A 20700-nucleotide genomic window follows, 5' to 3' on the forward strand; every position below is an offset into this window, starting at 1 on the left:
TGTTGTCCTTGGACAACCGTTGCCGCTCAACATAACGAAGGACGGGTCATGACACAGGCGGGACGCCAGGGTTCACCACGTAACAGTTCAGGGCGAAAGGGTCCGGAACGCGCTGCAGGGCAGGGCGGCCGGGGAGGCCAGCGCGGCACCGGCTTCGGCTCGGGGCAGCGCGACTTCTCCAAGGGCAGCGACCGGCCATTCGGCGACCGTTCCCACAGGGCTGCCAAGCCCCGCGAGGAACGCTTCGTCGATCCCGACGAGGCAGCCCCCGGCCAGGCCGGCAGGCCCGCCGCGGACCGGAAAGCCGGAGCTAAGCCGGCCGCCCGCAAAGCCGGCGCGCGCAAGCCGGGCGCCGGCAAGGCTCCGGGCACTCCCGGAGCGCTCAAGCCCAAGCCCCGTTCCGCTGCGGCCAAAACCTTCGGTACGCGCGCATTTGGCGGCGAACGGTTCGGCCAGAACCTCGGCGCCGTCCGCAAGCCTTCTCGCAAGCGCGGCCCAAGCGGCCCCGTGCCGCAGTCAGAAGTGCACGACGCCGACGGCGTCCGCCTGCAGAAGGTCATGGCCCAGGCCGGAGTTGCTTCGCGGCGCGTCTGCGAAGAGATGATCGCCGAAGGCCGCGTGGAAGTCGACGGCCAGGTAGTCACCGAACTCGGCGTCCGCGTCGATCCCAAGACATCCGTTATTCACGTGGACGGCCTCCGCATCCAGCTGGATGAGTCCCTCGTGTACATGGTCTTCAACAAGCCCAAGGGCGTCGTGTCCACTATGGAGGACCCGGACGGGCGTCCCTGCATCAGCGATTTCGTCCGCAACACCCATGGAGAGCGGCTTTTCCATGTCGGACGCCTTGACGTCGCCACCGAGGGACTGCTGTTGCTGACCAACGACGGCGAACTTGCCAACCGCCTGACGCACCCTTCCTACGAGGTGCCCAAGACGTACCTGGTCCAGGTCCGCGGCCCGTTCCCGCAGGGCGTCGGCGCCCAGCTGAAGTCCGGCATTGAGCTGGAGGACGGCATCGCCTCCGTGGACTCCTTCCGCCTCGTTGACTCCACTCCGGGCCACGTGCTGATCGAAGTGGTCCTGCACTCCGGAAAGAACCGGATTGTGCGCCGGCTCTTCGATGCCGTCGGGTTCCCTGTGCTGCGCCTGGTGCGCGTCAAAGTCGGTCCCATCGGGCTGGGAGACCAGCGCCAGGGGAGCATCCGCAACCTCGGCAAGCAGGAAGTCGGCCACCTGCTGGCATCCGTAGGGCTCTAGGGCATGTCGGCATTCCGTACTCACGGCCGAGGACACCTGAACGGCCCCGTCGTCGTTATCGGCACGGGCCTGCTAGGGACCAGCATCGGCCTCGGTCTTAGGGGCCGCGGCGTTGCCGTCTACCTCTCCGACCCGTCGCCCACCAACCAGGCAGTCGCCGTCGACATCGGTGCGGGCCAGCCGCTCACGTCGTTGGGCGGGGAGCAGCCTGAACTCGTTGTCGTGGCATCCCCGCCGGACGTGACGGCCGACGTCGTGGAGCGTGCGCTGTCCGACTACCCTGGCGCCACCGTGGTGGACATTGCCAGCGTTAAGGCTGCCATCCAGCGGGAGCTGCGCCGCCGGAACGTGGATCTTGCCCGCTACGTGGGCACCCATCCCATGGCCGGCCGCGAGAAGTCCGGTCCGGTGGCGGCCCGTGGCGAGCTTTTCACCTCCATGCCGTGGGTGGTGTGCCCGTCCGAGGAATCCTCGGCCGGCGCGGTGCAGGCCGCGCGTGCACTGGCCACGGACCTTGGCGCCGTTGTTTCGCAGTTCACGGCCGAGGAGCATGACGGGGCCGTGGCGCTGGTCTCCCACCTGCCGCAGGTCATGTCCTCGCTGCTGGCCAGCCGGCTGCAGGACACGCCCATGCACGCCCTTTCCCTCGCCGGGAACGGGCTCCGCGACACTACCCGCATTGCAGCCAGCGACCCCACGCTGTGGGTCCAGATCCTGGGCGCGAATGCCGGCAAAGTGGTGGAGATCCTTTACGGCGTCCGGGAAGACCTCAACCGGCTGATCGGAACGCTTGAAGACCCCGCGGCCGCCGGAGCGCGGCTTGACCTTGCCCAGCTGATGAGCGAGGGCAATGCCGGGCAGGCACGGATCCCCGGAAAGCACGGCGGGCCGCCACAGGCCTACTCGTGGCTTACCGTGCTCGTCGACGACCGGCCCGGCCAGATCGCGAGGCTGCTGACCGAGATCGGTGAAATTGGCGTGAACCTCGAGGACCTCCGCCTGGACCACTCCTCCGGGCAGAACGTGGGCATGGTGGAGATCTCTGTCCTGCCAAGCGCGCATGACCTCCTTGTAGAAGCACTAAGCGACCGTGGATGGCGGGTACTGCAGTGACACAGGATCTTCTTGACACGATGCCAGCGCTCCGGCTCGGGCGCCCGCTCGTCGTTGCCATTGACGGGCCTTCGGGATCCGGCAAGTCGAGTGTGAGCAAGGAAGTGGCCCGCCGCCTCAACCTCGCCTACCTGGACACCGGCGCCATGTACCGTGCCCTGACCTGGTACTGCCTGGACCGCGGCACGGACCTCACTGACGCCTCCGCCGTTGAGCTCGCGGCCGAAGACCTGTCGCTGGACATCAGCACCACGCCCCACGAGGAGTACGTGCGGGTGGACGGCACCGACGTTACGGAAGCGATCCGGGAACCTGGGATCTCCTCGGCCGTCAGTGCCGTCGCAACCACCCTCGGCGCCCGCACCGAACTGATCCGCCGCCAGCGCGCCCTGATCGAAAAGCACCACCGCCGCATGGTGGTGGAAGGCAGGGACATCACCACCGTCGTCGTGCCCGGGGCCGAGGTCCGGATGCTGCTGACGGCCAGTGAGGAAGCACGGCTGCGCCGGCGCGGCATCCAGCTCGGCGGGACGCAAAGCGCGGAGCAGCTTGCCGCCCAGGTGACCCAGCGCGATGCCAAGGACTCAACGGTCGTTAACTTCACGAGGGCCGCGGACGGCGTCGTGACCCTCGATTCCTCCGATCTGGATTTTGAGCAGACCGTGGCCGCCGCGCTGCGGATTGTCACTAAAGTCATCAACCATGAGTGACCCCGTATCCTCCACCAGACCACCACTAAGGAAAGTGCAATGAGCGACACCACTCAAACTTCCGGCCGCTCAGGCGCCGGCGAAGACGAATACACGCCGACCGGCACCGACCAAGTGGCTGAGCACCTTGCCGCCATGGACGACGACGAAGCCGAACTCCGTGCGGCCTCGCTCCGGGCGGGACTGGAAGATTATGAACTCGACGACGAAGACGCCGCGCTCCTCAGCGGCCATTACGACGACGAGGACCTGGAAGGTCCGGTCAAGCTGGACCCCGTCCTGGCGATCATCGGACGTCCCAACGTCGGCAAGTCCACCCTGGTCAACCGCATCCTCGGCCGCCGCGAGGCAGTCGTGGAGGATACCCCGGGTGTGACCCGCGACCGCGTCATGTACTCCGCCACGTGGAACGGACGCAATTTCACTGTTGTTGACACCGGAGGCTGGGAGCACGATGCCCGCGGCATCCACGCCAGGGTGGCGGAGCAGGCGGAAATGGCCGTCGAGCTCGCCGACGCCGTCCTGTTCGTTGTTGACTCCGCCGTCGGCGCAACCGCCACCGATGAAGCCGTCATGAAGATGCTGCGCCGGAGCAAGAAGCCGGTCATCCTGGTGGCCAACAAGGTGGACGACTTTGCGCAGGAGGCGGACTCGGCCGTCCTGTGGGGCCTTGGCTTCGGCGAGCCCTACCCAGTCTCGGCACTTCACGGCCGCGGCGTGGCCGACCTGCTGGACCATGTCATGGACACGCTTCCGGAATTCTCCACCATCGAGGGCGTCGAACGCTCCGGCGGCCCCCGCCGCGTGGCGCTGATCGGCCGCCCGAACGTGGGCAAGTCGTCCCTCCTGAACAAGCTGGCCGGCTCCGAGCGTGTCGTAGTGGACAACACCGCAGGCACGACCCGGGACCCGGTGGACGAATTCATCGAGCTCGGCGGACGCACCTGGCGTTTCGTCGACACCGCCGGCATCCGGCGCCGCCAGCACATGGCGCAGGGCGCCGACTTCTACGCCTCCCTGCGGACCCAGAGCGCGCTCGAAAAGGCGGAGGTCGCCGTCGTGCTTCTCGCCGTGGACGAGGTGCTCAGCGAGCAGGACGTCCGTATCCTCCAGCTGGCCATCGAGTCGGGACGCGCCCTGGTCCTCGCCTTCAACAAGTGGGACCTCCTGGACGATGAGCGCCGCCGCTACCTGGAGCGCGAAATCGAACAGGACCTGGCCCACGTCGAGTGGGCTCCGCGCGTCAACATCTCGGCCAAAACCGGCTGGCACAAGGACCGCCTCGTACCGGCACTGGACGTTGCTTTGGAAAACTGGGACAGGCGGATCCCGACCGGCAGGCTCAACGCCTTCCTGGGTGAACTCGTGGCCGCACACCCGCACCCGGTGCGCGGCGGCAAGCAGCCGAGGATCCTCTTCGGCACGCAGGCCTCCAGCCGTCCGCCGAAGTTCGTCCTCTTCACCACCGGATTCCTCGATCCGGGATACCGCCGGTTCATCACCCGCCGGCTCCGGGAAACCTTCGGCTTCGAAGGGACACCGATCGAGGTCAGCATGCGTGTCCGGGAGAAGCGGGGAAAGAAGCGTTAATTTCGACACACCAGGCCCGTGACAGCGGAAATTGTCACGGGCACCCTCCGGAATCGTGTAAGCTTTTGGAGGTGGTTCGGCCGGACTGCTGAAGTGAAATTCTCCTGAATTTCACGGACGCGGAGAACGGCGGAACTGACGGGCTGTAGCGCAGCTTGGTAGCGCACTTGACTGGGGGTCAAGGGGTCGCAGGTTCAAATCCTGTCAGCCCGACCAGCAAAAACCCCGCCGATCCTGCAAAGGACCGGCGGGGTTTTTTCTTGCCCACTTCAGGACCTGTTACTTCAGGACCTGTTACTTCAAGAACCGGGAAGTACGGCGGTCCGCAAGGACCTTCCCCTTGGTCTGGCAAGTGGGGCAGTACTGGAGGGCCGTGTCCGCGAAGGACACTTCGCGGACCGTGTCCCCGCACACCGGGCATAGCTCTCCGGCCCGGCCATGGACGTTCATGCCGCCCCGCTTCGTATCCTTCAGATTTCCCGGCGCCTTGCCCAAGGCCTCCTGCACGGCCGCCCCGAGAACATCGTGGATGGCGGTATAAAGAACCTGCACCGTCTCCTTGTCCAGCGAATCGGCCATGGTGTACGGCGAGATCCTTGCGGCGTGCAGGATCTCGTCGCTGTAGGCATTTCCAATGCCGGCCATCACGTTCTGGCTCCGCAGGACGCCCTTGATCTGGTGCGGACTGGCAGCAAGGATCGCCTGAAGGTTCTCGACGCTGAACCTCGGATCCAGGGGATCGGGGCCGAGGGCGGCAATTCCCGGCACCTCGTGGGGATCTGTGACGACGTAAACCGCAAGGCTCTTCTTGGTACCGGCCTCCGTGAGATCGACGCCCAGATGGCCGCCGTCCTGTCCCGCGAAGCTGAGCCGGGCAGCGATGGGGCCTTTGCCGGGCCGCAGCGGCGTCTCCGACGGGGACTCCGTGTAACGCACCCAGCCCGCCCGTGCCAGATGAAAAACGAAATGCAGGCCGCCCGCCTCCATGCTGACGAACTTGCCGAAGCGCCGGACGCCGGTCACCGTGCGGCCTTCCAGGGCCGTGTAAGGCGGATCGGCGGTCTTCAGGACGGCCACGGAGAGGACCTGAAGTTTCGTCAGCACGGCGCCCTCAAGGTGTGTGCCGAGAAAGGCGGTCAGACCGGCTACTTCGGGTAGTTCTGGCATGCCCCCACTGTGGCACAACGGCGGGGGCGTGTCAGCGCCTGAGCTGGGCCGATGCTGTTTCGGTCCCCTTTGCAGCCAAGGGCTTGTGCCTATACTTTCAGCGGTGGCTTGTTGTTATGCCTCCGTTGACATTGGTGATTGACCCGATGAAAGGCCCCTGATGAGCAACATTCCCTCTGATCTGTCCTACACCGCCGAACATGAGTGGGTGTCCTCGCCGAACACCGACGGAGTGGTCAGGGTCGGGATCACCGACTTCGCCCAGGACGCCCTTGGAGACGTCGTCTACGCCCAGATGCCCGAAATAGGGACGACTGTTACGGCGAACGACGTTATCGGTGAGGTTGAGTCCACCAAGAGCGTCAGCGATATCTACGCCCCGGTTACCGGTGAGATCGTTGCCCGGAACGAGGCGCTGGACACCGATTCTGCCCTCATCAATTCCGATCCCTACGGCGACGGCTGGCTCATCGAGGTCAAGCTCGCGGAACCTGACGCAGTGGACTCCCTGCTCAGTGCATCGGAGTACGAACAACAGGTAGGCTAAAGCTAGCTGTTCCCGTCGGTCCGGGCCACTGATTTCCAGTGGTCCGGACCGCGGACAGCGAACCCGGGGCTGCCAGGCAGTTTCCGGACGGTACGCGTTGATTGCAGGGGGACATCTGCAACGAAGGAGGAGGAATCCATGGTTGGCGGCGAACAGAACCACACCAGCGGTGATTACGGCACGGGCGTGGGCAGGGCTCCGGAGACAACCTCGATCAACCTCACTCCCGTCCATGATGAGCCAACGATCGTGCCCAAGCTTTCCCCGGAGGAGAGGACTGCCGTCGAGGCACTTCCTTCCGGCTCAGCACTGCTGGTGGCCCACAGCGGCCCCAACGCCGGTGCCCGCTTCCTGCTCGACTCCGATGTCACCACGGCGGGACGGCACCCCGATGCGGATATCTTCCTTGACGACGTGACCGTCTCGCGCCGCCATGTCGAATTCCGCCGCACCTCCCGCAGCTTCGAGGTCGTGGACACGGGCAGCCTCAACGGCACCTACGTGAACCACGACCGCGTGGACAGCGTGGAACTGAAGTCCGGAAACGAAGTCCAGATCGGCAAGTTCCGACTCACCTTCTACCTGAGCCCTGCCCGCACAGCAGGACGCGTCTGATTCGGAGCGGCTGCCTGTGGCAATGGCACAACCGGAGCGCCGGGGACCCCTGGTCCTGAACATCGGGGAGGTCCTCGCTCAGTTGAGCGACGATTTCCCGAGCATGACGGCGTCGAAAATCAGGTTCCTTGAGGAAAAAGGTCTTATCAACCCCCGGCGCACCCCTGCCGGCTACCGGCAGTACTCAGACGGCGACGTCGAACGTCTGCGCTTCGTCCTGTCGCTGCAGCGCGACCAATACCTGCCATTGAAGGTGATCAAGGACTATCTTGACGCCATTGACCGCGGGGAGCGGCCGGAGAACCTTCCGCCGGGCGTGAGCGTTTCCCCGCGGATTGTTTCTGATGAGCTTGCGGCCGAACTGCAGAACAAGTCCCGCAAACTCAGTGAGGAGCAGCTGCGGGCGGAATCCGGAGCGAGCGTTCCCCTGGTGCAGTCGCTGCTGAGCTTCGGGCTCATCGGCCACACGAACGGCATGTTTGATGAGCACGCGCTGCAGGTGGCGCGTGCCTGTGTCCAGCTGGAGGGGCACGGACTGGAGCCCCGCCATCTGCGTCCCTTCCAGGCTGCCGCCGAGCGGGAGTTCGGCCTGGTGGAACGGGCAGTGGCGACGCTGACGTCCCGCAAGGACGCAGCCTCGCAGGCACGGGCCGCCGAGGCAGCCCGTGAAATCAGTGACCTCTGCCTGACACTCCACCGGGCTCTGGTCCAGGACCGTATCTCACGGATGGAAATCTGATGATCGAAGTCGAGATTGTGGGCGTCCGGATAGAGCTGCCCTCCAACCAGCCCCTGGTCCTGCTGCGCGAGATGCACGGGGAACGGCATGTACCCATCTGGATCGGCACGCCGGAAGCCAGCGCCATCGCCTTGGCCCAGCAGGGCGTGGTTCCGCCCCGGCCCATGACGCACGACCTTCTGGTGGACGTCGTCGAGACGCTGGGGCACTCCGTGGTCAGTGTCAATATCGTTGCCGTGGAAGACAACATTTTCTACGGGCAGCTCCAGTTCGACAACGGTGCCACGGTCAGCTCCCGGGCATCCGATGCACTGGCCATTGCACTGCGGGCCAAGTGCCGCATTTGGTGCGCGGATTCGGTCATGGACGAGGCCGGGGTGCGGATCACCGAGCACGACGAGGGGGAGGACACCGAACCCGGCCCAGCCGTGGACGAGGAGCGCGAGATGCGCAAGTTCCGTGAGTTCCTGGACGACGTGGAACCGGAAGACTTCGACGGCTAGGTCACGTTAAGGTTAAAGTTAAGGCTGAAACTTTCGACACGCCGTTTCTATGGCCCCAAGGTCTTTGACCTTGGGGCGCGGCGGGCCTAACGTCGAAGGTACCAAGTTCCCATTGCATACGACAGCCGCGCAAGTCACACTGGAAAGTGCTACTCCGGCCAAATTACACGCATGATCTTCGTCGTGATCTTCATGTCTGTAGGGCTGTTGCGGCAGACTTCCCCAGGGGAGCTCATGACAAGGAGGATCCACGTGAGTCCGAAAGGCGAAGCAGGCGAGCTGAAGCAGTCCTCAACGGCCGGCGTAGCTGTGCCTGCAAGCGGCGCTCAGGGCCTTCTCTTCACCGAGGATCTTCCGGTGCTGGACGAAGACGCAGGCTACCGGGGTCCCACCGCCTGCAAGGCCGCAGGGATCACCTACCGCCAGCTGGACTACTGGGCCCGGACCGGCCTGGTGGAGCCCGCAGTCCGCGGTGCCGCCGGCTCGGGATCGCAGCGGCTCTACGGCTTCCGTGACATCCTGGTCCTCAAGGTGGTCAAGCGGCTGCTGGACACCGGCGTATCGCTGCAGCAGATCCGCTCCGCCGTGGAACACCTCCGTGAGCGCGGCGTTGAAGACCTCGCCCAGATCACCCTCATGAGCGACGGCGCCAGTGTCTACGAGTGCACCTCCGCCGACGAAGTCATCGACCTCGTGCAGGGCGGTCAGGGCGTCTTTGGCATCGCTGTTGGACGTGTCTGGCGTGAGGTTGAGGGCAGCCTCGCCTCTCTGCCGAGCGAACATGCCAGCGAGCAAAGCTTTCCGGATGACGAACTGAGCAAGCGCAGGGCTGCGCGCAAGCTCGGCTAAGGGAGTCTTCCGGGGCGTTCACGAACCGGGGGGAGTGGTCGTCGAGGTGCTGTCCAGGGGGACGTTGCTGGGGCCGTCGACGACGTTGTGCTGCTCGATCCACCCAGATCCATCCAGCCAGAGCGCGTCGCGCACGGCCACCAGGATATTGTCGCGGATAACCGTTGTGGACGGACAGGACGCGTGGCAGACAACACCGCGCGAACGGCTGCCGTTCAGCCAGACCGTGTTGAATTCAAAGGTGGTGCTGTTGGTAGGGCCGTACTTTGTGCCCGGGCCCCGGATGATCAGTCCCGCGGCCTCGGCGCAGTCCGCACCGCACGAGGAGCGCACCAGGTTGTAGCGGAAAACATTGCCGTCAGCCGCTCCGTCAGAACGCCCAACTTCGGAGAACACATTGTTGTCGATGGCGTGGTTGTGGTGGATGTTGTTGCGGCTGCCGTTGTAGATCTCGAAGGCGCTGCCGTCTTGGCCGTAGTCGAAGGAGGCCGCCGTGGAGCCGGTGACGGTGTTGCCGAAAAACTCGTTGTCGTTGCCGTTGATCAGCACCCCGAAGGACCCTGAATCATCGCTGCAGTCCGCCGCCGCCTCAGTGCCGCACTGCCTTCCCGGCGTATTGACGTTCATGACGTTGTTGTTCTTCAGCACATTGTTGGAGTAGTTGCTGAAGTCAGAGCCTGTGCCTACCTTGATCCCGGCGGCGTTGTCTGAGGCCTCGGAATTTTTCACCGCAATGTGGTCGCCGTATACATTGAAGCCCGCGTACCCGCAGTTTGTAACCCGCAGACCCTCCACCTCGATGTAGCTGCCGTTCAGCCGGAAGCAGTTTCCGTCCTCACCGCCAGTCACCGTTGGCAGGTTCCCGCTTCCGTAGCTGTTCAGCCTTATCGCCGACTCCGCAGTGCCGCTTTCGTCCAGCACGACGCTGCCTGTCCATTCATCACCTTTGCGGAAACTGACGGAATCGCCGGGATTGAAAGTCGTGGTGTTGATCTTCACCAGCGACTGCCAGGGTGAATCGGGGGAAGTCCCGGAGTTGCTGTCACTGCCGAGAGCGCTGATGTAGTAGCGGGTGGACGAGGCCGACTGGCTTACTGCGGAAATGCAGGCCACCAACAGGACTACCAGGAGGACAACCGCCAGCACCGCGGACCGTGTGGCACTTGCACTCATGATTTACACCTGCGGGGGAGGCAGACAACGAGGGACTCGGAGCCGCAATGCTATAAAGCGCCCGACGCATAGTCAATGGCCCGCACTGACCTGGTGCGTGCCAGACGTGCACGGCTGTGCAGCGGGGTCACGACGCCCGCCCTGCCGGCAGAAGCCGTAACTCAGCCGGGCTCTCTAGCGGTTGACGCGGCTGCGGTTCGCCCGGCCGGTGGACATCAGGTTCGCCAGGAGCGTGTCGAAGAGCGCCGCGGCGGATTTTGCCGAGTCGCCGGGCCAGTGGTGGATGGAATGGGCAGCACCCTGAATCTGCTGCCAGTTGGCCTGCTCCGGGATGTGCGGCGCGAGCAGGAGATCGCCGAACATCGACTGCATCTCAGCCAGTCGGAACGCGTGCTCGGAGGATCCGGTCCGCACGCGGTTGGCCACGATGCCCGCGGGCGTGAGGTTGGGGGCGAATTCCTGCCGGAAGAGCTGGATGGCGCGCATGGTCCGCTCAGTCCCGGCCACGGAGAACAGGCCGGGCTCTGCCACGAGGGCCACCTTGGTGCTGGCCGACCAGGCCATGCGGGTCAGGCCATTCAAGGAAGGAGGACAGTCAACGAGTACCAGCTGGTACTTGTCCGTTCCTGCCAGCACCGCGGACAGCCGGCGAAGATCCCTCTTGCCAAGGTCCGGGCGGTCGTAGACGCCGGTGTAGGCAGAGCCCACGGCGACGTCCAGGACGGCGGGGGCGGAGCCGTTCGGTGCCACCCGTGAAGTCCAGCCGCTGGGCACCACATTTTCGGGAAGCCGGGCCTTGCGGGGATTCTTCAGCATCCGGCCGATGTCGAGCTTGTCGCTCGGCTGCACTCCCAGGGCTGTGCTGGCATCGGCATGGGGATCCAGGTCCACCACGAGGGTGGGGATGCCGGCGGCCAGTGCCGCAGACGCCAATCCGGTAGTGACGGATGTCTTGCCGACACCGCCTTTGAGGCTGCTGATGCTGACTACTTGCACTTGTAAAACCAATACCTAACGCCGGTTGCCGTGTTGGGGTAGTTGCTGTTCCGGTGCTGCCGGAACGGGGACAGGGTTCGCCGCCCCATTCATCATATGTTGACCGGGTGCCTAAACCCTTTTTATCCGTTTCCGGCATGGCTAAGGAGGCAGGGCCCTGCCAGGCCCATGCCGTAGCACCTGGCTGGCCGCGGTCCGGGCCGCATGCCGGTATCCGTGCCGAACCCCGTGGCACGCGCCCCTGCCAGCGCCCCGGCACGCGCCCCTGCCAGCGCCCCGGCAGGTGATTGTGGCTTCGAAATGACGGATAATTTGTGATGGTCGACACAATGATTTGTGTTTCAATACGCCCGTCTTACACACTGTGACGACACTTACCGAACCACCCGCGATGATGCAGGAGAAGTATGTTTTCCAAGATTCTGGTGGCCAACCGCGGCGAGATCGCAATCCGTGCTTTCCGCGCAGGCTACGAACTCGGTGCCAAGACAGTCGCCGTGTTCCCCAACGAGGACCGTAACTCGATCCACCGCCAGAAGGCCGACGAGGCATACCTCATCGGTGAAGAGGGCCACCCCGTACGCGCCTACCTGGACGTTGACGAGGTCATCCGGGTTGCAAAGGAATCCGGAGCCGACGCCATTTACCCCGGCTATGGCTTCCTTTCCGAGAACCCGGACCTTGCCCGCGCCGCCAAGAACGCCGGCATTACCTTCGTCGGACCCCCGGCTGAGGTCCTGGAACTCGCAGGCAACAAGGTCGCCGCGCTGGAGGCTGCCCGCAAGGCAGGCGTCCCCGTCCTGAAGTCGAGCGCGCCCTCTAAGGACCTCGACGAACTCATCGCGGCTGCGGACGAAATCGGCTTCCCGATCTTCGCGAAGGCAGTTGCAGGCGGCGGCGGGCGCGGCATGCGCCGGGTTGACACCCGTGAAGCGCTGCCCGAGGCGCTGCAGTCTGCCATGCGCGAGGCAGACGCTGCCTTCGGCGACCCCACCATGTTCCTGGAACAGGCGGTTCTCCGTCCCCGGCACATCGAGGTGCAGATCCTGGCCGACGCCGAGGGCAATGTCATGCACCTGTTCGAGCGTGACTGCTCCATCCAGCGCCGCCACCAGAAGGTTATTGAAATCGCCCCGGCGCCCAACCTGGACGAGGGCATCCGCCAGGCTCTGTACCGCGACGCCGTGAAGTTCGCCAAGGCGCTCAACTACGTCAACGCCGGTACCGTCGAGTTCCTTGTGGACACGGTAGGGGAGCGCGCCGGCCAGCACGTCTTCATCGAAATGAACCCGCGCATCCAGGTGGAGCACACGGTCACCGAAGAGGTCACCGACGTCGACCTGGTCCAGTCGCAGATGCGCATTGCCTCCGGCGAAACCCTGGCCGACCTCGGCCTGTCCCAGGAGACCGTATTCCTCAAGGGCGCAGCGCTGCAGTCCCGCATCACCACCGAGGACCCGGCCAACGGCTTCCGCCCCGACGTCGGAAAGATCACCGGCTACCGCTCGGCGGGCGGTGCCGGTGTAAGGCTCGACGGCGGCACGGTCTACTCGGGCGCTGAGATCAGCCCCCACTTCGACTCCATGCTCGTCAAGCTCACCTGCCGCGGCAGGGACTACCCGGCTGCGGTGGCCCGGGCGCGCCGTGCCCTCGCGGAATTCCGCATCCGCGGCGTCTCCACCAACATCTCCTTCCTGCAGGCTGTGCTGGACGACGCCGACTTCATCGCCGGCGACGTGGCCACGTCCTTCATCGACGAACGGCCCGAGCTGCTGAAGTCCCGCGTGTCAGCCGACCGCGGCACCAAGCTGCTGACCTGGCTGGCAGAGGTCACCGTCAACAAGCCGAACGGTGAGCTCACGGTCCACACGGATCCCGCCGAGAAGCTTCCGGTCGTGAAGGGCAGCGAGCCGCAGCCGGGCTCGCGCCAGCGCCTGCAGGAACTCGGCCCGGAAGGTTTCGCCCGTGCTCTCCGTGAGCAGAAGGCCGTAGCGGTCACGGACACCACGTTCCGCGATGCCCACCAGTCGCTGCTGGCCACGCGCGTCCGCACCAGGGACCTGCTTGCCGCCGCACCCGCCGTGTCCTCGCTGTTGCCGGAACTGCTCTCCGTCGAGGCCTGGGGCGGCGCAACCTACGACGTCGCCCTGCGCTTCCTTGGCGAGGACCCGTGGGACCGCCTTGCTGCGCTGCGGAAGGCCATGCCGAACGTCTGCCTCCAGATGCTGCTCCGCGGCCGGAACACAGTGGGCTACACCCCGTACCCCGAGGAAGTGACGGAGGCCTTCGTCAACGAGGCAGCCGCCACCGGCATCGACATCTTCCGCATCTTCGATGCGCTGAACGACGTCAACCAGATGGCTCCGGCCATCCGCGCCGTCCGTGCCACCGGCACCGCCGTCGCCGAAGTGGCGCTCTGCTACACCGGCGACATGCTGGATCCGAACGAAAAGCTGTACACGCTGGACTACTACCTGCAGCTGGCGGACCGGATCGTCGAGGCAGGCGCGCACATCCTCGCCATCAAGGACATGGCCGGCCTGCTCCGTCCGGCAGCTGCCGCCAAGCTTGTGGCGGCACTGCGGGAACGGTTCGACCTCCCCGTCCACCTGCACACGCACGACACCGCCGGCGGACAGCTCGCCACCCTGTTCGCGGCAGTCGATGCCGGCGTTGACGCCGTCGACGTCGCCTCGGCATCCCTGGCCGGAACCACGAGCCAGCCGTCCGCCTCTGCGCTGGTCGCAGCCCTGGCGCACACCGAGCGCGACACCGGCCTGAGCCTTGCCCACGTCAGCTCCCTGGAGCCCTACTGGGAAGCCGTGCGCCGCGTTTACGCCCCGTTCGAGTCCGGACTGCCGGGCCCCACAGGCCGCGTCTACCAGCACGAAATCCCCGGCGGGCAGCTGTCCAACCTCCGGCAGCAGGCCATGGCGCTGGGCCTGGGCGAACGCTTCGAGGCCATCGAGGACATGTACACCGCCGCGGACCGCATCCTCGGCCGCCTGGTAAAGGTCACGCCGTCCTCCAAGGTGGTGGGCGACCTCGCCCTGCACCTTGTCGGGCTGAACGCCGATCCCGCGGACTTCGAAGAGAACCCGCAGAACTACGACATCCCGGACTCGGTCATCGGCTTCCTGTCCGGCGAGCTCGGCGATCCTCCCGGAGGCTGGCCGGAACCGTTCCGCACCAAAGCACTGCAGGGACGGAGCATCAAGGTCCGCGACGCGGAGCTCAGCGCGGAAGACAGCGCAGCGCTCAAGGGTGACTCGGCGACCCGGCAGCAGACGCTGAACCGCCTGCTCTTCGCCGGCCCCACCAAGGACTACCAGAAGAGCGTGGAAACCTACGGCAACGTTTCCGTGCTGGACACCCGCGACTACCTTTACGGTCTGCAGCGCGGCCAGGAGCACGTGATCCAGCTCGAAAAGGGTGTCCGCCTTATCGCCTCGCTCGAGGCCGTCTCGGAACCGGACGAGAAGGGCATGCGCACGGTCATGTGCACGCTCAACGGCCAGTCCCGTCCTGTCTCGGTCCGCGACAAGTCCGTGGTCAGCAACGTCAAGGCAGCCGAGAAGGCCGATCCGGCCCAGCCGGGCCAGGTGGCTGCGCCGTTCGCCGGTGCCGTCACGGTGACGGTCAAGGTCGGAGACACCGTCAAGGCCGGTGACACCGTTGCCACGATCGAGGCCATGAAGATGGAGGCATCCATCACGACGCCGGCCGGCGGCAAGGTGACGCGGATTGCCATTTCCGCTGTGGAACAGGTGCAGGGCGGAGACCTGCTGCTCGTCGTCGAGTAGCAGGGCGCCGAGGAGCGGCCAGTCCAACGTAAAGAGCCCCGCCGGAGAATTCCGGCGGGGCTCTTTCGTGTCTGCTCTTGATTGCTTGTGTTGCCGCTTGCGCGCTCTTGCCGGCGGGGCTAAGCGCGCGTGGGCTTGGGCGCAGCGTACATTTCGTCGACCACGGACTCAAAGTCCTTCATGACCTGCGCCCGCTTGACCTTCATGGAAGGGGTCAGGTGGCCCGAGGCCTCGGTGAAGTCGCGCGGCACGATCCGGAACGACTTGATGGCCTCGGCCTGGGAAACGGACTGGTTCGCGTTGTTGATCAGTTCCTGCACGGCGGCCCTCACGGTGTCGTTGTCGGCTGCCTCGGCAACAGTGGTTTCCGCAGGCAGTCCATGCCGCTGCAGCCACCCCGGAAGGGCTTCCTCGTCGAGCGTAACGAGAGCACCGATGAAGGGCCGGTTATCGCCGACCACGAGCACCTGGGACACCAGCGCGTCCGCGCGGATCTGGTCTTCAAGCAGGGCCGGAATCACATTCTTGCCCCCGGCCGTCACGATGATCTCCTTCTTCCGGCCGGTGATCGTCAGGAAGCCGTCAGCATCGAGCTGGCCGATGTCTCCCGTGCGGAACCAGCCGTCGACGAATGCCTCGGCCGTCAGGTCATCGCGCCTGTAGTAGCCCTTCATGACGCAGACACCCTTGGTGAGGATCTCGCCGTCCTCGGCAATTCTTACCGTATTGCCGGGAATCGGTGCTCCAACGGTGCCGATCTTGATCCGCTCGGGCGTGTTGACGCTGACAGGGGCCGTGGTTTCGGTCAGGCCATAGCCTTCGAGGATCTGCAGGCCGATGCCCTGGAAGAAGTGGCCCAGCCGCTCGCCCAGGGGGCCGCCGCCTGACACAGCGTGGGCGACCTCGCCGCCCATCGCGGCCCGGAGCTTGCCGTAGACGAGCTTGTCGAACAGGGCGTGCCTGACCTTCAGCCCCAGGCCCACCTTGCCGTCCTGACGGGCGCGGGAGTACGCGATGGCTGTGTCCGCCGCCTTGTGGAAGATCGCGCCCTTGCCCCCGTCCTCGGCCTTTGTCAGCGCGGAGTTGTACACCTTCTCGAAGACACGGGGCACGGCCAGGATGAAGGTGGGCTTGTAGCTCTGCAGGTCAGGCAGCAGGTGCTTGATGTCAGGGGTGTGGGCCACCGTGACGCCGGCCCCCACGGCCAGGACCGAAATGAACCGTGCGAACACGTGGGCCATCGGGAGGAACATGATGGTCCGCGCCTGCTCGTTGACGATTTGGCGCAGGGACGTGGCCAGCGCGTTCTCCGTAAGTTCAACAAAGTTTCCGTGGGTCAGTTCGCAACCCTTGGGCCGTCCCGTGGTGCCGGAGGTGTAGATGATCGTGGCGACGTCGCCCAGCCCGGCCGTGCTCCGGCGCATCTCAAGTTCGTCGTCACTGACACCTGTCCCGGCCTCCCGCAGCGCATCCAGTCCTCCGCCCTCAAGCTGCCAGACGCGGGTGAGGGCGGCCAGGCCCTCGGACAGGGCCGCCTGCCTGATGACGTTTTCGTGATGGGCCGCCTCGCCAAACGCTGCAACCGCGCCTGAATCGCCGAGGTTCCAGGCCACCTGCGACGGGGAGGACGTTTCATAGATGGGGACGGAAACACCGCCGGCGAACCAGATGGCGAAGTCAACCAGTGCCCACTCATAGCGAGTCCGGGACATGATGCCGACGCGGTCGCCGGGCTGCACGCCGCTGGCAATGAGCCCCTTTGCGAGGGCAGATACATCCTTGAGGAAGTCCGATGCGGTGATGTCCTTCCACTGCCCTGAGGCATCCAGCCGCGAGTAGAGCGCCGGATTCGATGTCTTCGCCGCCTGGCGCACCAGAAGGTCCGTGATGTTGGAGTCCGAAGGGACGTTGACCAGGGGCGGAACACTGAATTCGCGCACGATAGCTCCTTTGATATCCGTAGGCCGCTGTGGTTAGTCACCACCTTAGTACCCCGGCGCCCGAGGCGGGCTTAGGCCCGCTACCAGCACAAACAGTTACGTGAGGCCGAGGTTGCGCCAAGGCGTCCTAAAGGTAAACCGCAGGCAGGGGCACCTAGAATGGGGAATTATGCAGCAATCACCGCCGAGCGAACAGTCCGGACCTACCAGCACAGCCCGTCTGTTCAGCACGACCCCACGCTCCGGGCGCGTTTGGCGGCGGAGCCGGGCCGGCCAGCTGGGCGGTAGTGCCCCGTACCGCGCGCTCCGGCAGCATCTGCGCCCGGCCGCCAACGGGCTGGCCATCGGCATCGACATCGGCGGGACTAAGGTTGCGGCGGGTGTAGTTGATGCAGAGGGCCATATCCTCCGTGAAGCCCGGCGTTCAACCCCCGGGAGCAATCCCCGTTCAGTCGAACAGGTCATCGTGGAACTGGTGGAGGAGCTCAGCCGCGGTACCCGGATACGGTCCGTGGGCATCGGTGCGGCCGGATGGATGGATCTCGACGGCGGCACTGTGCTCTTCAGCCCGCACCTTGCCTGGCGCAACGAACCCCTGCGGGACAACCTCCAGCGCTTGCTCCGGCGCCCTGTGATGCTGGCTAACGACGCCGACGCCGCAGCCTGGGCCGAGTGGCGCTTTGGCGCGGGCCAGGGCCAGGACCGGCTGGTGTGCATCACGCTGGGCACGGGGATCGGCGGGGCCATGGTGATGGACGGGCGCGTGGAGCGGGGCCGCTTTGGCGTTGCCGGCGAATTCGGCCACCAGATCATCATGCCCGGCGGCCACCGCTGCGAATGCGGTAACCGCGGCTGTTGGGAACAGTACGCCTCAGGCAACGCCCTCGGCCGGGAAGCCCGGGAGCTCGCGCTGGCCAACTCGCCGGTGGCGCAGGAGCTCCTTAAGGCAGTGGACGGGCACGCCGAGCGCATCAGCGGCGCCACCGTGACGGAGCTGGCCATCGCCGGAGACGCCGCCTCAAAGGAACTCCTGGAAGACGTAGGGGACTGGCTGGGGCTCGGGCTGGCCAATCTCGCGGCCGCTTTGGATCCCGGAAAGTTCGTGATTGGTGGCGGTCTGTGTGCTGCCGGTGAGCTGCTGGTGGCACCGGCGCGGAAAGCCTTCGCCCGCAACCTTACCGGCCGCGGCTTCCGCCCTGCCGCTGAAATCGCCCTTGCGGCCCTGGGGCCCAACGCCGGACTGATCGGCGCGGCTGACCTGTCAAGGGTCAGCAGCCGAACGCACAGCTGAGGCCGGCGCGCTTAGACGCGCGCGCCGTCGTCGTTTTCGTCTTTTTCCTGCGGCAGCTTCATGATGAGGTACACCACGGCCCCCACGAACACGGCCACCATGCCAAGGATCGCCAGCAAGGGTGCCGACCGCCAGAACATGGCCGACAGCACGAGGGCAATCGGGGAACCCACCGCGCCGAGCCACGCCAGCATCGTCAGGGGATCTGTCGCGGAAAGGATGGGCGGATCCTCGGGAACAAACGCACCCTCCTCATCATCCACGCCATAGTCGCGCGGACCTTCCGGACCGGCTTGATCGCCAACGCCGGGCGAGGCACCGGAACCGGCAGCTTCGGCGGCGCGCCGGCGCGCTGCTGCCTGTTCACGTTCGACGGCGGACAGCTCCACGGGTGCCGCGGCACCGGGAGCCAGGCCCAGCGGGTCGAAGTCGGTGAACCGCTTGGCAGGAGTCTCCGGTCCGGCTGCAGAGTCAGTGGATGAAGAGTCTGAAGTGTCTGTGGCGGAGGAGCCCGCGGGGGCAGGTGGATGTTCCGCCGGATCCTGACGGGCGTCGTCGGCCTTCGATCCGGTGTCAGCCTCGGGGGTCTTCCCCTCGAGCCTGGCCACGAGGTCGAGCCAGACGGCGTCATCCTGGTTGGCGCTGGGATCGGACGGATTCGAATCGGGCCTGTTCATTGGGCTCGCCCTTCTGGCTGGCTGTCGCGGACTGGTCGCGTCCCGGTATCCGCGAGGACGTTCCGGATGAACTCCACCGAACCGCTGAAGATCTGCCCGGCGTCGTTATCGAGGGTGGCTACATGGTAGCTGTTCTCCAGCATGGTCACGTGCAGCGGTGCGGCCGTCAGGCCCCGGCGAAGCACCGACATGCTCGTGTCGGAAACCACGTGGTCCACGGTGGAACGGAAAACCCGGACGGGGGCCGTGACGCGCGGCAGCAGCAGGCGCGTGGCCTTGAAGAGCTTATGCAGTTCATGGGCGGCTGCAACGGGCGTCCGGGTGTAGGCCCCTTCATCGACGCCGGGTTTAAGGATGTCGTTGCCGATGGACGGCGTGCTTTTCAGGACGAGTTTGAGGATGCCGGCCAGCGGCGCGCGGGGGTCGTCGATGACGAGCGCGGGATTGACCAGGACGGTGCCTGCGACCGGCCGGGTGGCGGCGATGCGCAAGGCAAGGGCACCGCCCATTGAGATGCCTGCCGCGAAGACGTAATCGCACTCGGCCTCGAGTTCCAGGTAGGCCGCGTCCATCGCGTCATGCCATTCCGTCCAGCGGCTGCGCGCGAGTTCCTGCCACGAGGTGCCGTGGCCCGGGAGCAGCGGCATACGGACCGCGAAGCCCGCGTCCGCGAAGGCCATCGCCCAGGCCCGCACGCCGTGCGGGCTTCCGGTGAACCCATGGGAGAGTGCAATGCCGACCTTGGGGCCCTCGCCGGAGAACGGTCTGCTGAAGGGACTGTGGTCCGGAAGAGTGCTCATTGCTTCTCCGACGATATAACGCTGCTGGCCTGTGTGCTGGGTGTGCTTCCCGGATGCGTGTCCGCGTGCGTTTGGAAGAACCGCGCGGAGGCCGCGAAAATTTCCGGCGCGTCCACGTCCAGTGTGGCGACATGGCCGCTGTTTTCCAGCAGCACGGTTTCCAGGCTCCCTTTTCCAGTGCGCGTTCCAGTGCGCGCGGTTCCGAGGCGCGCCTTAAGCATGGCCAGCGACGTGGGCGGCACGACGACGTCGTTCCGGGACTTGAACACCAGCACGGGTGCCGTGATCCGGGGGAGTCCGCGGAGGGCCGACGCGAAGAGCCGTTTTAGCTGGTGGACAGCCGCCAGCGGGGTGCGCGAATAGTCGCCGTCCCGGGTGGGGGCCGCCGTCGGATTTTCCTCCTCGATGGGAATAGTGGTCCGCTTGAAGTATTTCAGCAGACCAATGATCCTGACACGCCGGTCATAGAAACTCAGTCCCGGATTTACCACTGCCACGCCGGCCGTTGAATGGCGGGAGGCTGTGAGCAGGGCAATGGCCCCGCCCATGGAAAGACCGGCTACGAAGCAGGCGTCCGTCCTGCCGGCGAGCTCCAGATACGCTTTCTCGAAGGCGCCGTGCCAATCGGCCCAGCCTGTGCGCGCCAAGTCCTGCCAGTCGGTGCCGTGGCCGGGAAGCAACGGCACCGAGACGGCGAAGCCGCGCTCCGCCAGATATTCGGCCCAGGGAAGGATGCTCAACGGGCTGCCTGTAAAACCGTGACAGATGGCGATTCCGATGCGCGCATTGGGGCCGTGGCCCGGATAGCTGAAAGCGGCGGGCGTCGCCGGGTCGCTGCTTTCCGTCATGAGTCCATCGTGTCACTGTTCGCTGCAAATCTCACTAGAGTAGGGTTGCATTGCAGTGCTGGTGGGGTCCTTGGAACGC

Annotated in this window: 18 protein-coding genes and 1 tRNA gene; 12 read left to right on the forward strand and 7 right to left on the reverse strand. The window is 65.6% G+C overall.

Going from position 1 to position 20700, the window contains the following annotated elements:
- Window positions 1–48 precede the first annotated feature (48 nt).
- From ACIP9X_RS15780 to ACIP9X_RS15800, 5 genes are all read left to right on the forward strand, one after another.
- The gene (locus ACIP9X_RS15780) at window positions 49–1260 is read left to right on the forward strand and encodes a pseudouridine synthase (RefSeq protein WP_400480693.1); all 1212 of its coding nucleotides are present in this window, start codon (window positions 49–51) and stop codon (window positions 1258–1260) included.
- A gap of 3 nt (window positions 1261–1263) precedes the next feature.
- Window positions 1264–2373 carry a prephenate dehydrogenase gene (locus ACIP9X_RS15785; protein ID WP_400480694.1) on the forward strand — a complete coding sequence of 370 codons (1110 nt, stop codon included), beginning with the start codon at window positions 1264–1266 and terminating at the stop codon, window positions 2371–2373.
- The gene (cmk, locus tag ACIP9X_RS15790) at window positions 2370–3083 is read left to right on the forward strand and encodes a (d)CMP kinase (protein WP_400480695.1); all 714 of its coding nucleotides are present in this window, start codon (window positions 2370–2372) and stop codon (window positions 3081–3083) included. Before ACIP9X_RS15785 ends, cmk begins: the two co-directional genes overlap by 4 nt.
- 39 nt (window positions 3084–3122) lie before the next feature.
- A complete protein-coding gene (gene der, locus ACIP9X_RS15795) occupies window positions 3123–4673 on the forward strand; it encodes a ribosome biogenesis GTPase Der (RefSeq protein WP_400480696.1) in 1551 nt (516 codons plus the stop codon).
- Between the two features lie 139 nt (window positions 4674–4812).
- Window positions 4813–4889: transfer RNA gene (locus ACIP9X_RS15800), tRNA-Pro, on the forward strand.
- Between the two features lie 78 nt (window positions 4890–4967).
- On the opposite strand, the gene ACIP9X_RS15805 is transcribed toward ACIP9X_RS15800, so the two are convergent.
- Window positions 4968–5840 (reverse strand): Fpg/Nei family DNA glycosylase, encoded by an 873-nt coding sequence (locus ACIP9X_RS15805; protein ID WP_400480697.1) that lies wholly within the window; start codon window positions 5838–5840, stop codon window positions 4968–4970.
- Between the two features lie 160 nt (window positions 5841–6000).
- Here ACIP9X_RS15805 and gcvH point away from each other — a divergent pair, with 160 nt between their 5' ends.
- The 5 genes from gcvH (at window position 6001) to ACIP9X_RS15830 (ending at window position 9093) form a co-directional block, all read left to right on the forward strand.
- Complete coding sequence (gene gcvH / locus ACIP9X_RS15810) at window positions 6001–6387, forward strand: glycine cleavage system protein GcvH (RefSeq protein WP_400480698.1); 387 nt, start codon at window positions 6001–6003, stop codon at window positions 6385–6387.
- Between the two features lie 138 nt (window positions 6388–6525).
- Entirely contained in the window at window positions 6526–7002 is a 477-nt protein-coding gene (locus tag ACIP9X_RS15815; RefSeq protein WP_400480699.1) for an FHA domain-containing protein, read from the forward strand.
- Window positions 7003–7024: 22 nt separating this feature from the next.
- Window positions 7025–7741, forward strand: coding sequence for a MerR family transcriptional regulator (locus ACIP9X_RS15820; protein WP_400480700.1), 717 nt, complete (start codon window positions 7025–7027; stop codon window positions 7739–7741).
- The gene (locus ACIP9X_RS15825) at window positions 7741–8244 is read left to right on the forward strand and encodes a bifunctional nuclease family protein (protein ID WP_400480701.1); all 504 of its coding nucleotides are present in this window, start codon (window positions 7741–7743) and stop codon (window positions 8242–8244) included. Before ACIP9X_RS15820 ends, ACIP9X_RS15825 begins: the two co-directional genes overlap by 1 nt.
- Before the next feature lie 252 nt (window positions 8245–8496).
- A complete protein-coding gene (locus ACIP9X_RS15830; RefSeq protein ID WP_400480702.1) occupies window positions 8497–9093 on the forward strand; it encodes a MerR family transcriptional regulator in 597 nt (198 codons plus the stop codon).
- 18 nt (window positions 9094–9111) lie between these two features.
- On the opposite strand, the gene ACIP9X_RS15835 is transcribed toward ACIP9X_RS15830, so the two are convergent.
- Window positions 9112–10266, reverse strand: coding sequence for a hypothetical protein (locus ACIP9X_RS15835; RefSeq protein WP_400480703.1), 1155 nt, complete (start codon window positions 10264–10266; stop codon window positions 9112–9114).
- Between the two features lie 174 nt (window positions 10267–10440).
- Entirely contained in the window at window positions 10441–11262 is an 822-nt protein-coding gene (locus ACIP9X_RS15840) for a ParA family protein (RefSeq protein WP_400480704.1), read from the reverse strand.
- Between the two features lie 407 nt (window positions 11263–11669).
- On the opposite strand from ACIP9X_RS15840, the gene ACIP9X_RS15845 reads away from it, so the two are divergent.
- Window positions 11670–15065: a pyruvate carboxylase gene (locus ACIP9X_RS15845; RefSeq protein WP_400480705.1), complete on the forward strand. Its 3396-nt coding sequence runs from the start codon at window positions 11670–11672 to the stop codon at window positions 15063–15065.
- 119 nt (window positions 15066–15184) lie between these two features.
- Here the strand turns inward: ACIP9X_RS15845 and ACIP9X_RS15850 are convergent, their stop codons facing one another.
- Entirely contained in the window at window positions 15185–17005 is a 1821-nt protein-coding gene (locus tag ACIP9X_RS15850; protein WP_400480706.1) for an AMP-dependent synthetase/ligase, read from the reverse strand.
- Window positions 17006–17174: 169 nt separating this feature from the next.
- On the opposite strand from ACIP9X_RS15850, the gene ACIP9X_RS15855 reads away from it, so the two are divergent.
- Window positions 17175–18296, forward strand: a complete 1122-nt coding sequence (locus tag ACIP9X_RS15855) for an ROK family glucokinase (protein ID WP_400480707.1) — start codon at window positions 17175–17177, stop codon at window positions 18294–18296.
- 11 nt (window positions 18297–18307) lie between these two features.
- Here ACIP9X_RS15855 and ACIP9X_RS15860 read toward each other — a convergent pair whose 3' ends face one another.
- Genes ACIP9X_RS15860 through ACIP9X_RS15870 form a run of 3 tightly spaced genes read right to left on the reverse strand, consistent with a single transcriptional unit; the run spans window position 18308 to window position 20621 of the window.
- Window positions 18308–18973 carry a hypothetical protein gene (locus ACIP9X_RS15860; protein ID WP_400480708.1) on the reverse strand — a complete coding sequence of 222 codons (666 nt, stop codon included), beginning with the start codon at window positions 18971–18973 and terminating at the stop codon, window positions 18308–18310.
- Window positions 18970–19773 (reverse strand): alpha/beta hydrolase, encoded by an 804-nt coding sequence (locus ACIP9X_RS15865; protein ID WP_400480709.1) that lies wholly within the window; start codon window positions 19771–19773, stop codon window positions 18970–18972. Before ACIP9X_RS15865 ends, ACIP9X_RS15860 begins: the two co-directional genes overlap by 4 nt.
- Entirely contained in the window at window positions 19770–20621 is an 852-nt protein-coding gene (locus tag ACIP9X_RS15870) for an alpha/beta hydrolase (protein WP_400480710.1), read from the reverse strand. The genes ACIP9X_RS15865 and ACIP9X_RS15870 overlap by 4 nt, the downstream gene beginning before the upstream one ends.
- Between the last annotated feature and the right edge of the window lie 79 nt (window positions 20622–20700).

This window comes from Arthrobacter sp. NPDC093125 (assembly GCF_044754225.1).
In the GTDB taxonomy this organism is placed as follows: domain Bacteria; phylum Actinomycetota; class Actinomycetes; order Actinomycetales; family Micrococcaceae; genus Arthrobacter.